The 16574-nt window shown below is 51.3% G+C and carries 14 protein-coding genes; 9 read left to right on the top strand and 5 right to left on the bottom strand.

Features of this window, described 5'->3' with window-relative positions; all coding sequences use genetic code 11:
* Window positions 1-77 precede the first annotated feature (77 nt).
* The 5 genes from miaB to lnt all read left to right on the top strand — a co-directional run bounded on the left by miaB (window position 78) and on the right by lnt (window position 5614).
* Complete coding sequence (gene miaB / locus ELY33_RS02040) at window positions 78-1421, top strand: tRNA (N6-isopentenyl adenosine(37)-C2)-methylthiotransferase MiaB (RefSeq protein ID WP_126943160.1); 1344 nt, start codon at window positions 78-80, stop codon at window positions 1419-1421.
* Window positions 1422-1507: 86 nt separating this feature from the next.
* Window positions 1508-2587 (top strand): PhoH family protein, encoded by a 1080-nt coding sequence (locus ELY33_RS02045; protein WP_126943163.1) that lies wholly within the window; start codon window positions 1508-1510, stop codon window positions 2585-2587.
* Entirely contained in the window at window positions 2584-3045 is a 462-nt protein-coding gene (ybeY, locus tag ELY33_RS02050; RefSeq protein ID WP_126943166.1) for an rRNA maturation RNase YbeY, read from the top strand. The genes ELY33_RS02045 and ybeY overlap by 4 nt, the downstream gene beginning before the upstream one ends.
* A 180-nt stretch (window positions 3046-3225) precedes the next feature.
* Window positions 3226-4119 carry an HlyC/CorC family transporter gene (locus ELY33_RS02055; protein WP_126943169.1) on the top strand — a complete coding sequence of 298 codons (894 nt, stop codon included), beginning with the start codon at window positions 3226-3228 and terminating at the stop codon, window positions 4117-4119.
* 37 nt (window positions 4120-4156) lie between these two features.
* Window positions 4157-5614, top strand: coding sequence for an apolipoprotein N-acyltransferase (lnt, locus tag ELY33_RS02060; RefSeq protein WP_126943172.1), 1458 nt, complete (start codon window positions 4157-4159; stop codon window positions 5612-5614).
* Window positions 5615-5809: 195 nt separating this feature from the next.
* On the opposite strand, the gene ELY33_RS02065 is transcribed toward lnt, so the two are convergent.
* Entirely contained in the window at window positions 5810-7291 is a 1482-nt protein-coding gene (locus ELY33_RS02065) for a metal-dependent hydrolase family protein (RefSeq protein ID WP_167470027.1), read from the bottom strand.
* Window positions 7292-7589: 298 nt separating this feature from the next.
* Between ELY33_RS02065 and ELY33_RS02070 the strand changes: the two genes are divergently transcribed.
* The 4 genes from ELY33_RS02070 to ELY33_RS02085 are packed head-to-tail and all read left to right on the top strand — an operon-like array spanning window position 7590 to window position 12370.
* Window positions 7590-9011 (top strand): TolC family protein, encoded by a 1422-nt coding sequence (locus ELY33_RS02070; protein ID WP_126943175.1) that lies wholly within the window; start codon window positions 7590-7592, stop codon window positions 9009-9011.
* Window positions 9008-10021 (top strand): HlyD family secretion protein, encoded by a 1014-nt coding sequence (locus tag ELY33_RS02075; RefSeq protein WP_126943178.1) that lies wholly within the window; start codon window positions 9008-9010, stop codon window positions 10019-10021. Before ELY33_RS02070 ends, ELY33_RS02075 begins: the two co-directional genes overlap by 4 nt.
* Window positions 10008-11153, top strand: coding sequence for an ABC transporter permease (locus tag ELY33_RS02080; RefSeq protein ID WP_167470028.1), 1146 nt, complete (start codon window positions 10008-10010; stop codon window positions 11151-11153). The genes ELY33_RS02075 and ELY33_RS02080 overlap by 14 nt, the downstream gene beginning before the upstream one ends.
* A complete protein-coding gene (locus ELY33_RS02085; RefSeq protein ID WP_126943184.1) occupies window positions 11153-12370 on the top strand; it encodes an ABC transporter permease in 1218 nt (405 codons plus the stop codon). Before ELY33_RS02080 ends, ELY33_RS02085 begins: the two co-directional genes overlap by 1 nt.
* Before the next feature lie 119 nt (window positions 12371-12489).
* Here ELY33_RS02085 and phaC read toward each other — a convergent pair whose 3' ends face one another.
* The 4 genes from phaC to aroC form a co-directional block, all read right to left on the bottom strand.
* Window positions 12490-14343, bottom strand: coding sequence for a class I poly(R)-hydroxyalkanoic acid synthase (gene phaC, locus ELY33_RS02090; RefSeq protein ID WP_126943187.1), 1854 nt, complete (start codon window positions 14341-14343; stop codon window positions 12490-12492).
* Window positions 14344-14436: 93 nt separating this feature from the next.
* Window positions 14437-14847, bottom strand: a complete 411-nt coding sequence (locus ELY33_RS02095) for a phasin family protein (RefSeq protein WP_126943191.1) — start codon at window positions 14845-14847, stop codon at window positions 14437-14439.
* A 155-nt stretch (window positions 14848-15002) separates the two neighbouring features.
* Entirely contained in the window at window positions 15003-15419 is a 417-nt protein-coding gene (locus ELY33_RS02100) for a hypothetical protein (RefSeq protein WP_126943194.1), read from the bottom strand.
* Window positions 15420-15479: 60 nt separating this feature from the next.
* Window positions 15480-16571 carry a chorismate synthase gene (aroC, locus tag ELY33_RS02105; protein ID WP_126943197.1) on the bottom strand — a complete coding sequence of 364 codons (1092 nt, stop codon included), beginning with the start codon at window positions 16569-16571 and terminating at the stop codon, window positions 15480-15482.
* Window positions 16572-16574: the final 3 nt, after the last annotated feature.

Below are 16574 nucleotides of genomic sequence, written 5' to 3' on the forward strand. Positions count from 1 at the left end.
TTACACTGCCTATTACGATTGCATTCATGTTTTCATTCATCCCTCGTCCCCCGACGACTCATAGATGACAGGTACCGATGGCGAAGAAGCTCTTTATCAAAACGCACGGCTGCCAAATGAACGAGTACGACTCCTCGCGTATGGCAGATCTGCTCGGCGAATCTCACCAGCTGGAATTGACCGATAACGAAAAAGAAGCTGACGTTATCTTGTTGAACACCTGCTCTATTCGCGAAAAAGCGCAGGACAAGGTGTTTCATCAACTGGGTCGCTGGAAAAAGCTAAAAGACGCCAATCCTGACTTGGTGATTGGTGTTGGCGGCTGTGTGGCAAGCCAAGAAGGTGAAGCGCTGCGCAAGCGCGCACCTTTTGTCGACATGATTTTTGGTCCGCAAACGCTTCATCGCGTGCCCAAAATGCTGGACGCGCGCAGTAACAATCAGATTGCGGCTGTCGACGTCACTTTCCCAGAAATCGAAAAATTCGACCATCTGCCACAACCGAAATCTGACGGCGCAACCGCCTTTGTGTCTGTCATGGAAGGCTGCTCGAAATACTGCACATTCTGTGTGGTGCCCTACACCCGTGGCGAAGAAGTTTCTCGCCCCTTTGAATCGGTTATTGATGAAGTTATTCACTTAGCCGACCAAGGAGTGCGAGAAATTAACCTGCTTGGCCAAAACGTGAATGCTTATCGCGGTGAAAACGACGATGGCGATGAAATCGATCTCGCCGAGCTAATCGCCTGCGTCGCCGCAGTGGATGGCATTGATCGGGTGCGTTTTACGACGTCTCACCCAGTGGAGTTTACCGATAGCCTGGTAGACGCCTTTGCTGACATTCCTGAATTGGTAAGCCACTTACATCTACCCGTACAGTCAGGCTCTGATCGTATTTTAAGCGCAATGAAGCGCGGCCATACCGCAGAAGAATACATCGAGAAGATGGAGCGTATTCGTGCCAACCGCCCGGACATTAGCTTCTCTTCTGACTTTATTATCGGCTTCCCTGGCGAAACGGAAGAGGATTTTGAAGCAACGATGGATCTGATTCACCGTATCGGCTTTGATCACTCTTTCAGTTTTGTTTACTCAGCACGCCCCGGCACCCCAGCGTCTGGCTTGCCGGATGAAACACCGGAAAGTGTCAAAAAGCAGCGCCTCGCTATTTTGCAGGAGCGGATTCTGCAGCAGACTGCTCAAATCAGCCGCCGTATGGTAGGCACTACCCAGCGAGTTCTGGTATCCGGATTCTCGCCGAGAGACCCTGGTCAACTCTCAGGGCGCACTGAAAATAACCGCGTGGTTAACTTCCGTGCAGCCAATCCAACAGAATTGATCGGTTACTTTGTAGACGTGGAGATTACCGAAGCGCTGCCCAACTCATTGCGCGGTGACCTCGCCTCTCCCGAGCGTTATTAACTGCTCGCTTATCCTAGGTAATTGCCCCGGCACGGCTGGGGCAGTAAGCTGAGTCTCACATACACCAACTAATGGGTTTCTTACTCTTGAGCCAGCCATCACCTCAGGCCAATCGCATTATCACCCTAAGCCTTGAACCCAATGATCCGCAGCGGCTTGCCAGCCTTTGCGGCCAACAGGACGAGCACCTAAAGCTGATTGAAAGCCGCCTGGACGTGACCTTGCGCAATCGCGGCAATGTGTTCCAGCTGGCCGGTGCCGCCAACCGCATCAAAGCCGCTGCTAACGTACTTGAGCACCTTTATCGTGAAACGGCGGCAGAAGAGCTTGAAGCAGACACGGTTCACTTATTCCTTCAGGAATCTGGCTTAGAAGCGCTAGAAGAAGAGGATGATAGCGATATCAGCGGCGACGACGTGATTATGCGTACCCCGCGTACGATGATTAAGCCTCGCGGGCTTAATCAGCAGCGCTACGTACAAAGCATTCGCGAACACGATATCAATTTTGGTGTTGGGCCTGCGGGTACGGGAAAAACATACTTGGCGGTGGCGGCGGCGGTAGAAGCGCTAAATCAGCAGGAAGTGCGGCGTATTCTACTGGTACGCCCGGCGGTAGAAGCAGGCGAAAAGCTCGGTTTTTTACCCGGTGATCTTGCCCAGAAAATCGACCCTTACCTGCGCCCGCTCTACGACGCCCTGTATGAGATGATCGGCTTTGAGCAGGTCGCCAAGCTTATTGAGCGTCAGATAATCGAGATTGCCCCGCTGGCATATATGCGTGGGCGTACGCTGAATAACGCCTACATCATTCTGGACGAAAGCCAAAACACCACCCCAGAGCAGATGAAGATGTTTCTGACGCGGATTGGCTTTGGCTCAACGGCGGTCATTACCGGTGATATTACCCAGGTGGACCTTCCACGTGGACAGCGCTCCGGCCTTTCTCAGGTGCTGGATGTTCTTAAAGACACCCCTGGCATCGGCGTGACCCACTTTGCTGCGAAAGATGTTGTGCGTCACCCGCTGGTTCAGCGGATCATAGAGGCCTATGACGAGTTTGAATCCGAACAGGAAGTGCAAGAGCGCGCTCGCCGTGAAGTACGCCAGCAGGAGCGAGAGGCCCGCATGCAAGCGCTTGAACGCGCAGGAGAGTCACCACGATGAGTGACATCGTGATTGACCGCCAGGCGGCCATCAATGAGCCGTTGCTTCCTACCCTTGAACAGCTCACCCACTGGGTGAGCTGCGTCTTTTCACGGCATCCGGATGATGAACGCTTAGAGTTGACGATTCGCTTTGTGGATGAAGCGGAAAGCCAAGCGCTCAATCGAGATTATCGGGGTAAAGACAAATCAACCAACGTGCTCTCGTTCCCTTTTGAGAATCCGCCTGGTATTTCCCTTCCTTTGCTAGGCGACCTGATTATTTGCCATGCCGTTGTGGCCCACGAGGCCAGCGAACAGCAGAAGCTTCTTGAACATCATTACGCGCACATGGTGGTACATGGCACGCTGCACTTAATGGGTTACGACCACATTAAAGAGCAGGAAGCAGACGAAATGGAGCAGCTTGAACGTGAGCTCCTTGCTAGTCTCGATATTGCTGATCCTTATCACGAGTAAGCTGTTACCCTGGCCAATAATTATTTTTAGGGTGGTGTATCCCCCCACTCAATGATAAAACGACAGTCGGTTTACCCGCAGCTACCTTCATATAGCTGTCTGCACATGCTGTTTTGACGTACTGTTTGCACATAACTATCTGCACATAACTATTTGCACGTAATAGAGAGATTAGACGCAATGAGCGAAGACCGATCGAGCAACTCAAATCAAAAATCCTGGCTCGAGAAACTCTTTGGCGCCCTTTCCGGAGACAATGACGAACCTAGCTCGCGCGATGAGCTAATGACGTTTTTACGCCACACCGCAGGAAAACTGAAGCTTGATCAAGACGCCATCATGATTATTGAAGGCGCGCTTGAAATTAGCGATCAGCAGGTGCGTGAAATTTTGATTCCCCGCTCTCAAGTGTCGGCCATTGCCCTTGACCAAACCAGCGATGGCTACCTGCCATTAATTCAAGAAACCGGTCACTCCCGCTACCCGGTCATTGGCGAAAATCTTGACGATGTCAAAGGCATCCTGCTGGTTAAAGACCTGCTTCCTCTGCTCTCTCAAACGCAAGAAAGTCGCGATGCCTTTAAGCTAGAAGACGTCTTGCGCCCGGCAATGTTCATTCCTGAGTCCAAACGTTTAAACAGCTTGCTAAAAGAATTCCGTGATACCCACAACCACATGGCAATCGTAGTGGATGAGTACGGCGGCACAGCCGGTATAATTACCATTGAAGATATTCTGGAGCAGATAGTCGGGGATATCGAAGATGAGCACGATACCGATGAAGAGGACGATATCCGCACGCTGGAAAACGGCCACTTCGCCATTCGAGCCCTCACGCCAATTGAAGATTTCAACGAACGTTTTGGCACCGAATTTTCTGATGATGAATTCGATACGGTAGGAGGTCTTGTGATGCAGCAATTTGGTCACTTACCAGGCCGTGGCGAACATACCAGCCTGGGCGGCTGGCGGTTCATCATCCTTAATGCTGATAATCGGCGCATACGGTTGCTGGAAGCTTATCGCGATGACGAAAGTGAAAACGCTACCGATAGCGATGATCGCGACAACTAGCCAACCGCCCACTTCAACCTGCCGATAGGATATCACCATGGGGTTGACGCCCACCTTTGCACTACAGCTGCTGGCTGCCCTCGTGGCCGGCGGCTTTACGACGCTTACCGCTTCACCGTTTGAATTATGGTGGCTTGGGCCTATCGCCATTGGTCTACTCTATGCTGGCCTGCACACCTTAAGCCCCGCACAAGCAGCGCTAAAAGGCTGGCTATACGGCGTAGCACTGTTCGCCAGCGGAACATCGTGGGTGTATGTGTCTATTCATGATTACGGCTACACCGGGGTTCCCCTCGCTGTATTTCTGACTACTTTGTTTGTAACCGTATTAGCGCTCTTTTTTGCCGGTACGTTTTGGCTTTATCGTCGATTTTGCAGCCCGCGCTGGGCACTGGCTAGCTTTGCAGGCGCCTGGGTGCTGGGGGAAGTGCTACGCACCTATTTGTTTACCGGTTTTCCGTGGCTACTGGTTGGCTCCAGCTATGTGGATTCACCGCTGGCTAATTGGGCGCCGGTAGGCGGCGTTTATCTGCTTTCCCTGCTGGTCGTGCTCACAGGCACTTTAGGTGCTGAATTGTTGCGACGCCAATGGTGGACAGCGCTGCCGCTCGCCGCTATCTGGCTTGCCCCCTTGGCACTGCCTTCTCTCTGGACGACACCAGCGAGCGAGCCCACTCGCGTTGCGCTACTTCAGGGTAATCTACCCCAGCTGTTAAAGTGGACCCCCGAAGGCCAGCGCGTAGCGGCAAATACCTACAGCGATTTAACCCGCCGCGTCGCGGATGAAGCCGATCTTATTTTATGGCCCGAAACCGCCCTGCCGATGATCGACAACCAAGCTCGCCCGGTATTGGAACGCGTTCAAGCCAACTTACCGCCAAGCACAGCGCTGCTTACCGGCATTGTCCAACTCGACGAGAACAACCGTTATTTCAATAGCGTGATTGGTGTTGGCAATGTCGAGGGCAGCTATCAAAAAGAGCATCTAGTTCCGTTTGGCGAATATCTGCCACTTGAAAGCGTACTGCGAGGTGCCATCGACTTCTTTGACCTACCAATGTCGAGTTTTTCTAAAGGCGCCTCTGAGCAAACGCCGATGCAAGCTGCTGGTGTCACAATTGGCAATGCCATTTGCTATGAGATTATCTACCCACAATTGGTGGCACGCCGTGCAGCAAACAGCGATGTAATTGTGACGGTATCTAATGACACTTGGTTTGGCGCCTCCATTGGCCCGCACCAACACCTGCAAATGGCCCGCCTGCGCGCACTAGAGAATGGTCGTTATGTAGTGCGCGCTACCAGCAACGGCATTACCGCCATTATTAACCCCCGTGGCGAGGTGGTCGATAGCGCAGCACAATTTGAAACCACTTACCTCACCGGCGAATTTTACGCCATGAAAGGGGTAACGCCTTTTAACCGCACCGGCAGCTGGCCTGCGTGGCTATTCGCTGGTCTGATACTGTTGCCGGGGTTAATACGCAAGCGTTAATTAAGAAAAACGTAGCTAACGTTGCGCGTAGCCAAGCAAATATCTCACCTCCCCAAGAAAACCAGTGTTCTCTTGTGGGAGGTTCAGTTAGCGTGTTTGCATCTCAAAGATCACACTTACTTTTTTAAAAAACGGATTAACAATAAAAATTTTTTTAACCAGCACTTTTAAAGCGTTTGTTTACTACCTTATTTTTTATAACTCATCTTTGTAAACGCGGCCGCCTTTCATAATCATACGCAAATTGCGCTCTGGATCGTTCAGAAAATCAAGATCACGGCTTGGGTCGCCATCAACCACTAAAAGATCGGCTAGAGCACCTGGCTCAATGCGCCCAAGTACACCCGGATAAGGATTACGCGGGCCTGAAAGCGATAGTAGATCTCCGTTATCTCCCGTTGCCATTGCCAACACCGTTAGCGGATCATAAAAGCGCGTTAACTTAGCCAAATGCCGAAGTTGGTTCGGCGTATTTTTAGGGCTGAAGAGAATGTCGGTTCCCCAGGCGGTTTTAACATTAAACCGCTGTGCCATTTCGTAGGCGCGAACAGTACCTTCCGCTACTTGGCGCTGAGACTCTCGGCGGGCTGCGTCAGGATAAACATTGGCATCTTCATCCTGCAGGAAAGGCTGGAGACTCCACCATGCGCCTTCTCCTGCCATCATTCTTACCGTCTCTTCGTCTGCTAGTTGACCATGCTCGATCGACTTAACACCGGCTCGTAGAGCCCGTTGAATGCCGCGAGGCGTGTAAACGTGCACCATCACGTAGGTGCCCCAATCACCCGCTGCCTCAACCGCTGCCCGAAGCTCTCGTTCAGTAAACTGAGTACTGTCTAACGGATCGTAAAGCGATGCCACTCCGCCACCGGCCATCAACTTGATCTGAGAGGCCCCAAGCATCAACTGTTCACGCGTGCGCCTGAGCACTTCGGCTTCGCCATCTGCAATCACTGCAACGCCCTGACGCTCCGCCTCGCTTAACGGCGTTGTACTACCACGGGGTATATCATGACGCATTCTGAAATCACCATGCCCCGAGGTTTGAGAAATCATCGCCCCCGCAGGAAACACCCGAGGGCCATTAACAATGCCTTCATCAATAGCACGCTTTAGCGCAAACGAGGGGCCACCTACATCCCTAACCGAGGTAACGCCGCGCATTAAGGTCCGCTCTGCTTCCCTTGCTGCCACCAAATGCACATAGCCAATATCAGCGGTCATTGCCTCCATCTGGGAAATAGCGGCTAAGGTAGTGTGCCAATGGGCATCAATTAAACCAGGCATCAACACTCGACCGCCGCAATCAATAACATTGATACCTTCCTCCTCACCACTGCCTTCTAGAATGGCGTCGATCCGGCCATCCTCTACCCTGATGGATACGCCATCACGCAGCGGGCCACCGCTACCATCGAACAATTTTAAATTGGTTAACAGTAAAGGGCCGTTATGAGCTTTTGGCTGCTGCCCGACGGCAAAGGGCACATGCAAGCCTGCAAAGAGTGCCATTACCGCAGCCGCTCCCCCAATCATCTGTCGACGGGTTATTTCTGCCATCACGCGCTCATGAAAGCGTTGTAATATCGGCGACCCACAGCAACAAGCACCATGACGATGATCTGTGTGCGCCCCGGTTAGCACTGGCGAAAATGAAGAACGGGCAATAGGTGGCATGGCTAGCGCCTCCGTCAGCAGTAAGAATTAAGAAGTACAAGCAACTTGCTTTAGGCCAGTCGACTTGCCATGAGTTAGCACTGATCAATATATAGCAAACTAATCAGCGAGCAATTACATAACAGTTGCTTTATCGAAAACGCGCAACATAAAGTAGCGAGCTAACGTAAATAATCATGGCAAAAAGCACCGTTCAACGCACAACTAACGAACTTCAACAATCTTTTCTCTGCTTATTGTCATTAGCACCTAAACTATGGTTTAACCGTTAAAGTAAATAACAAGGAGGTGATGAGTTGTGAAAAGCTCAAGCATTTTTTTATGGGCATCATTACTTGTGATAATCACTACATCACCTAGTCAATCTGCTCAAGCACAGCCACTTACCTTAAAAGACGCTTGGGAACAACTCCGTAGCCAAGATGACGACGTTGCCGCAGGCCAGGCTGCACAGCAACGCGCTGCAGCACTTCTCTCTACCCGCCATCATTTACTACTTCCTCAAATAGACCTTCTCGGCTCTTATACTCACCTTGATAACCCCATTGAAGTAGATGCACTTGCCCTTAACCCACTTAGCAGTGCGGCAGATACAGTGCCAGGCCAGTTACTCGTTGATCTTATTGGTGGCCCCAATGCATTCCGCACACCGGTCACTAGCCGCAATATTGCAAGAAGTTCATTAGCCATGTTTTGGCCGATCTATACAGGTGGCAAGATCACCTCCGCACGGGAACTATTAACACTGGAAGAGCGAGAGGCTTCTTTATTGCTTGAAGAGGTTTACCGAGTCCGCTTCATGGATTTAGTAACCTCTTATTATGGGTTAGTGATGGCAGAGCGAACGCTTAATACGCAGCAGCAAGCTGAAGACACTCTAGCCCACCATTACCGTTCGGCCCGCGCACTTGAAGACCAGTTTCAAATTGCGCGAGTGGAACGCTTAGCCGCCGAAGCAGCTTACGATCGTTCTCGCATCACCACGCGCGCCATTCGCGAACAACGTGATAGCGCTCAGCAAGCCTTAGCGTCGTTGGTGCACTATGAACTGTCGGGCAATCTTTCAGCAGCCCCAACGCCTTCATCTCCCTTGTTTACACTCAGTTCGCTGCCACCAATTGGGCATTTTCAGCCTGGGCTCGCCGACCACCCTGTTCTCAGGCTATTAGCCAACACCCAGGCGCAGGCTGAAAGTGTAGTTGAGGCAAGCCGTGGACTTTACCACCCAAATGTTTACATGTTCGGTAGCTATAACCTCTATGAAGATGATTCGTTTGCAAGCAACCTTACACCCGACTGGTTAGTGGGCGTCGGCGTCAGTATGCCGTTGGTAGACCGTGGCGGTCGTAGTGGCAAAGTACAGGCCGCCGTCAGCACAGTATCAGAACTACGCTACCGCCAACAGGCGGCCTTCCGCAAACTAGAGCTGTTACTCAATCAACAATATCGCGAAGCGAATCAATCACTTGAAGAGTATCGCGACCTTGCCAGCACAGTGGCGTTGGCAGAAGAGAGCCTTCGCCTGCAAACGCTAGCTTTTTCAGAAGGCGTTGGCCGGGCACTGGATGTAATTGATGCCCAGACCTTCCTTTCTACAACGCATACGCGTCGCGATGCTGCCGCCTTCAGATTCGTAATGTCACTTGCTCAGCTACTCAGCATCACTGGCCAACAAGAATCACTGTTTGACTATCTCAGCGAAGGAAACCCTATTCCGTGACCAAGCGTAGATTACTTATCCTGGCGGTATTGGCCATTATCGCCATCGCCATATCGGTTGTTTTTTGGCGCACCTACAGCACGCCTGTACCGCGCTTACAGGGCCAAATAGAAGCCCGTCAATACATGGTCTCTTCTAAAGTGCCGGGGCGCCTTGCTGAAGTTGAGTTTCGACGCGGCGATAGTGTCAATGTCGGCGATGTCGTGTTTCGAATCGATAGCCCTGAACTTGAAGCTAAACTGACGCAGGTCGATGCACTCGATACGATTAGCCGCTCGCTGGCGCAGGCGGTTGAAGGTGGCACACGAGAAGAGAAAATAGCCGCTGCTCGCAGCGAGTACCAAAAAGCGCAGGCGGCTGAAAGCATGGCAAGAACAACGTATGAACGCACACGCGTATTAGCCGAGCAAGGCGTAGTGGCCCGCCAACGACTAGATGAAGCCTTTACACTGCTTCGCGTCGCTGAACAAACCCGCATCACAGCAGGAGAGCTACTTCGCTTGGCCGACGCTGGCCCTCGTGAAGAGGCGCGCTCTGCCAGCCGCGCTGGCGAAGACATAACCGCTAGCCTACGCGATGAAATCAATGAACTACTTGAGGACTCGCTGGCAATTGCGCCTCACAAGGGCATTGTCAGTAATGTATTGCTAAACCCAGGTGAGCTGGTTCCGCAAGGTTTTCCAGTGGTAATGATTACTGACCTAGATGAAGCCTGGGCACTGTTTAATGTGCGCGAAGATCTGCTTCAGCATTTCTCGCAAGGCAGCGAGTTCGATCTTGATGTTCCCGCTCTTGGCCAACAGGCACGTTTTAAAGTGAGCCATATTGCAGCGCTAGGCGACTTTGCAACATGGCGCGCCACTGTTCCCGGTCGTGGCTTTGATATGCGAACATTTGAGATAGAAATGCAGCCTATTGAGCCTATTTCAGGCCTAAGGGCAGGCATGAGTGTCTTGCTAGCTTTACCTTCTGAGGATGCGCAGTCAGGTAGCCAACATGGAGCCGAATAAGCTTACTGGCTGTCGGGCGCTTCGAAGCCAGCCGTGGCTGTTTGCTCTGGTTGGTTGGCTGCCTCCGCTAATGACATTGCTATTTATCGCTGTATTTGAGCTTGGCACCCCGCAATCACTTCCTGTGGGCGTTGTTGACTTAGACCACACCTCTGAATCACGCGCATTACAGCGCTATCTGGATGCCAGCCCTGCTCTCGATATGCGGCATCCCTACCCTTCTGCACGCGAGGGATCAGAGGCATTTCAACGGGCAGAAGTGTTAGCTCTACTGATCATTCCCCAACATTTTGGACGCGATCTACGCATGTCTCTCAGCCCTAAGGCCGTCGCTTTCTATAACAGCCAATACCTGCTGGCAGGCAAATTCATTTCTTCCGCACTCACTCAATCGAGCATGAATTTTGCCGCCGAAGCAGGTGTCGTCTTGCGACTTGGCCAAGGGTATGCGTTACCACAAGCAGTGGCAGCAGCAGCCCCCGTGCGCCCACAAATAACGTCACTTTATAATTCGGGTATGAGCTATGCGCGCTTTTTAGTCACCACGATCACACCCGCTCTTTGGCAAATTGTGATTGTTGTCGCTACGCTGCTTACACTTTGCTGGCGATTAGAAAAAGCACCGCTCCCAGATACGTTCTCTGCTAGAAGTTACGCGCTCTGGCAACTACTAATGCCTATCTCGTTACTGCTTTGGTTTCAGGGGCTATTAATGCTCGGCCTGTATAGTTACTTTCTCGGTTGGTCGCCAGAAGACAGCATTGTTTGGTTAGCGGTCGGGATGGCCCTAATGGTGCTGGCTGTTCAGAGCATGGCGACGCTAATTCTCTCCGCGGTAGCCAACAAAATACGTGCGCTGAGCCTTTGCGCCGCTTATCTAGCGCCGGCCTTTGCCTTTATGGGAATTACCTTCCCAAGGGGCGATATGAATATGCTGGCACGAGTTTGGGGCAACTTAATGCCCTCCACTCATTATATTGAGCTCCAGGTAGCCGTGGCTGACCACGGAGCACCGCTAGCTACTTTACTGCCGCCTTTATTGATATTACTGCTGTTCCTGCTGCCATTCCCCTTGGCCATTCATGCCCTACCCAAACAATTAACCATCAACCCTGCTGAGCAGGTGTCCTAATGAATGTCTGGCAACGTTTTTGGCAAGCGTGGCAGGTAGAGATTGCGAATATTTTTGCTGATAAGGCTGTGCTGCTCGTTATTGTCGGCGGTTTACTGTTTTATGCGGTTCTTTACCCACTCCCTTATCATAAAAATGTGCCGGGAGAGCAAGCGGTGGCGGTGGTGGATCATGACCACACGCATCTAGCGCGGCAACTGATCCGCATGGCAGATGCGGCTCCTCAAATTCGAGTCGCCGCCCAGCCTTCCAGCATGGCGGAAGCAGAAGCCTTATTGGCTAGTGATGACGTTCATGGACTCCTGATCATTCCTTCTGGCTTTGAACGCGATGTCTATTTAGGTCGCCCGACCAGCCTCTCATTTGCAGGCGATGCCAGTTACTTTCTGATTTACGGCAATGTTGTCGAGGGCTTACTGACAGCGGCTACAACACTAAGCGTACAAACCCAACTCGTTGGTAGCTTAATGAAAGGGGAAAACCCTGCGCAGATCCCCGGTCAAATCATGCCTATGCGAATCATCACTAAACCCGCGTTTAATCCTACGTCGGGTTATATCAATTATATTGTGCCCGCGGTCTTTGTATTAATTTTGCATCAAACATTGTTAATTGCCGCTGGTAGCGTGACCATCAAAGATCGCGCACGCAGGCGTTTAGGGCAAACTGCGCCATCGCTTGCCTTAGCGCTGCCACTTCGGCTCTTCACCTTCATGCTGATCTACCTACTATTTGCCATGCTCTATTTCGGCTTTTTCTTTCAGCTTTATGGCGTGCCCCATGTTGCTGCGCCTAATGAACTACTTGCCTTTAGCGTGCTGTTCTTCATGAGCGCAACGCTGTTCGCCATTTGGCTTGGTTATCTTCTGCCGCGACCGGAATTTCCTACTGTCCTAGTGCTTATTTCGTCACTACCGATCGTCTTTACCGCTGGGTTTGCCTGGCCTGCAGAAAGCCTACCCAAATGGCTAGATACCCTAACTCTGCTAATTCCAGTAAAACCTGGCATACAAGGCTTTTTGGCGATTAACCAAATGGGTGCTCCGCTTCTTAGCATCGGGCGAGAAATCAGCATACTGGTTGGATTATGCGTTGTGTATGGCGGGTGGCTTTGGTGGCTCGCCTGCCATCAACGCACGTCGAACTCAGCGCGGCGAATGGCGATAGAAACGAAAACAATAAGAAGCGAAAATAACAACAGACGAAAGCGGCGGTGAATATCTCATTAGGGTTAACCGTATGAGACATCACCGCCGCTTCTTACCGTTCTAAACGTTACAGATAGCATAACAATAAAAAACGGCTTTTCATCAGCCCATCATTTTATGGTGGCAAATCATTCCGTGGCAGGAAGTTCACCCAACACTTCAGGTATTGTCATTTTCACGTAACGCCCAGGGGCGCTTTCAATAACGCTAAGCTCACCTTCACCGGGCTGACGCGCTGTCACCATTTTTTCTGGATCAGGGTCAGCATAGCCGTTCTCGGTTACCCATGCCTGCCAGTGTGGCCACCAGGAACCTTCATTAAACGATGCTCCCTCTTGCCACGCTTCATGTGTTTCTGGCAGCGCATCGTTAGTCCAATAACCGTATTTATTTTTGTACGGCGGGTTCACAATGCCAGCAATATGGCCAGAACCACCCAACACAAACGTCACCGGCCCTTTAGGCAACAGAGCGCCATAATAAGTACTGTTCCACTTAGCAATGTGATCTTCTTTCGTCGATACGAAATAGCTTGGGGCAGATATTTTACGAAGGTCAATCTTCACCTCGTCCAACTCAATGCCGTCCGGCTCTACCAAGCGATTTTCTAAGTACATATGGCGTAGGTACCACGCATGGGTACCTGCTGGTAGGTTCGTACCATCGGTATTCCAATACAGCAAATCAAACGCCGCGGGAATCTCACCTTTTAAGTAATTATTGATATAAAACGACCAGAAAAGATCATTTTCACGCAATAAATTAAAGGTATAGGCCATCGAGCGGCCATCTAAATACCCCTTCATTTCTAGCGTGTTTTCAATTCCTTCAACAACGCGTTCGTTGAGGAATACGCCAATATCACCGGGGTCACGGAAATCCTGCAGCGTCGCCATGTAAGTAACGGACTTCACCTTGCGGCCGCGTCGCGTGCTTGTCAGATAAGCCACCGTTGATGCCGTTAGTGTGCCGCCCACACAATAGCTCAATAGGTTAACTGACTTCTCTCCACAGGCTTGTTCAATGGCATCCATCGCGCTGATGGGGCCCATTTGCATATAATCAGCCCAGGTAATGTCGCGCTGCTCTGGGCCAGGGTTACGCCAGGAAATCAAAAATACGGTATGCCCCTGATCCACCATCCACTTAACCAGTGAATTGTCTTCTCGCAGGTCAAGGATATAATACTTATTGATCCACGGCGGAATGATCAATAGCGGTGTTTTAAAGGTTTTTTCCGTGGTGGGCGTATATTGAATCAGCTGAATCAACTCATTCTCATACACCACCGCACCGGGGGTGACGGCAATATTATCGCCGACACCGAAGGCACTTCGATCTGTCATGCGCACGTTAATACCTTCAGCGGAATTCGCTAGGTCTTCTCGCAAGCGTGTCAAACCATCGACCAAATTCTGACCACGAGTTTCCAGCGTGCAGCGCATAACTTCAGGGTTGGTCGCTACGAAGTTAGTAGGCGACATTGCGCTTACCAACTGCCGAGCATAAAACACCAGTTTACGCTTTTGCGTCGGCTCTAAGTTATCCAGACCTTCAATGAGTTCCTCTACCATCTGCGAAAATAGCAAATACTGCTGCATAATCGCTAAGTAGTAAGGCTCTTTTGTCCAGGCATCGTCTTTAAAGCGGCGGTCGCCTTTTGCAGGTGTCACCAATGGCGTCACCTGCTCGCCAGCCATCGCGCGTACACCCTGTTGCCACAGTAGCCACTGATCTTGCAACAACCGTGACTGAGTTTGCCACATTAGGTTGGGGTTACTCATCAGTGACTTAGCGGCAGCTTCAAAGCTTTCGCGCATGTCACTTTGAACAGAGTCAGCAGCTTCACTAGGAACAATGCGTGACAGCAAATCCTCAAGCAGGCCTTTGTACTGTTCACCAATACCATCGAGCTGCGTTTTCCATACTTCCAGCTCTTCTTGAGAAACACCTTGAGACGGCATTTTCCACTCTGACAGCATACTCACTCTCCCCTCACCTGCTTGGCAGTCTCTGCCCAGGCACATCATCCAAAAGAACGCGGCGCCTTGAAGGCGCCGCGAACATAATTGCGTTTAGCTTTTACGTGAAGATTGGCTAGTCGCTTTAGCAGGCTGCTCGCCTTTCGCGGCGGCAGTCGCTTGCTCGTTCATTTTCTGCCCAGCTTCGCTAAATAGCTTTTCCATTTCGGTCTTAAACTGCATGCTCATCTCACCCATGACGCGCGCGTCTTCTTGCATCTGCTGAGAAAGCTCATTCATCACTTCGGCTTGTTTGGTGCCGAAATCACGCAGGCCTTCTGCATCGTTAATTTCAGTCGCGCTACGAATGCGTTCGGTACCCATCTGGCTATAGCGTTTCATCGCTTCTAGCTGGTATTGGGTCATCTTTTCCATGTTGTTGAGCATCAGCGAGTTCATCTTACGCATTGGCTCAAACATTTTACGAGTTTGCTCGCTGAAGGCGTCCATTGTTTTATCTTGCATAGTGTCTGCTCCTGTCTCTCGTTCCTTGGCATGAGCCTGGAGTGGCTCATCACATGGCAAAATTGCTGCGCTGCAAAAAGAGTAATCTCTACAATGCTGCTTTGCAACATTCTTAGCAGCACGCTCTACAACACAACACATTTCACATTACATTTCTATCCTTTAGCGCGCGAACGCGAAGAAGCTGCCGCATTCGATTTGGCGCTTCTCGCACTGGATGCGCTTTTACCTGTCGCTGCTGGCTTAGCTTCCTCTTGCTCCTGGGATTCGCCTTGATTCGTATCGCCACCCTGTTCGGTACTGCTGCCCGAGGTTCCCGCTTTGCGCAACATATCCAACATCATCTGTTGGTACGTGCCAAAATTAGCCAGTCCCTGCGATACCCCCTGCTGCATCATCGGCTGCTGCATGAAAGGACGCATTAAACTCATGGGGTCATAACCATCCACCCCTGACTCCATTTGCCGCTGAATATTTTCCAGCAGGCTTTGCTGAAACGCTTCAACGTCCGGCAGCCCTAATGATTGGCGAAATTCGTCCGGTGTCAGGTCAAATTCGACATTAATTTTCATAGGCAACTCCTTAACCATCTTTCTAGAGTGTAGCAGCGTTACGCTAAGCGCACCGTGCTGTTATTGTTGTTTTAAACGCGGTGTATCAACGCTAACATCGCCATTCTGTCCACGATGACGTAGCCAATGATCTAACAACGTGATTGCCATCATCGCCTCGGCAATAGGCGTTGCGCGAATACCGACACAAGGGTCGTGGCGGCCTTTCGTTATTACCTCAACTGGCTGGCCATGTACATCAATTGAGCGCCCGGGCGTGGTAATACTTGACGTTGGTTTCAACGCTAAGCGGGCAACAATTGGTTGGCCGCTGGAAATCCCCCCAAGTACACCGCCTGCGTGATTAGACAAAAACCCTTCCGGCGTCATTTCGTCACGGTGTTCACTACCACGCTGGGCAATGCAGCCAAATCCAGCACCAATCTCTATCCCTTTTACCGCATTAATGCTCATTAAGCCATGCGCTAGGTCAGCATCTAAGCGGTCAAATACCGGCTCGCCTAACCCAACCGGCACACCGTCAGCAATTACTGTGATTTCGGCACCCACGGAGTCCTGATCGCGACGAAGCTGATCCATATAGACTTCAAGCTCAGCCACTTTGTCCGGGTCGGGACAGAAGAACGCGTTTTCGCCTACCGCGTCCCAGGTTTTGAAGTCGATACTGATTGGCCCCAACTGACTCATGTAACCACGAATTTGAATCCCTTGTGCTGCCAATACTCTCTTGGCGATAGCGCCAGCGGCAACCCGCATCGCGGTTTCCCGCGCGCTAGAGCGCCCGCCGCCCCGATAATCGCGATGACCATACTTGTGATGGTACGTGTAGTCAGCGTGCGCAGGCCGGAATTGATCTTTGATTTTAGAGTAGTCGTTGGAGCGCTGGTCGGTATTCTCAATCAGCAAACCAATCGACGTTCCGGTGGTTTTGCCTTCAAACACGCCAGAAAGAATCCGCACCTGATCCGGTTCTTTGCGCTGAGTGGTATGCCGTGAGCTACCTGGGCGACGGCGATCTAAATCCAACTGAAGGTCGTCTTCACTGATCGGCACACCCGGTGGGCAGCCGTCAACGATAGCGCCTAACGCGGGACCGTGGCTCTCTCCAAACGTGGTAACGGTAAATAGCTTGCCAAACGTATTGCCAGACATGGG

The organism is Vreelandella andesensis, assembly GCF_003989795.1.
GTDB classification, from domain to species: Bacteria; Pseudomonadota; Gammaproteobacteria; order Pseudomonadales; family Halomonadaceae; genus Vreelandella; species Vreelandella andesensis.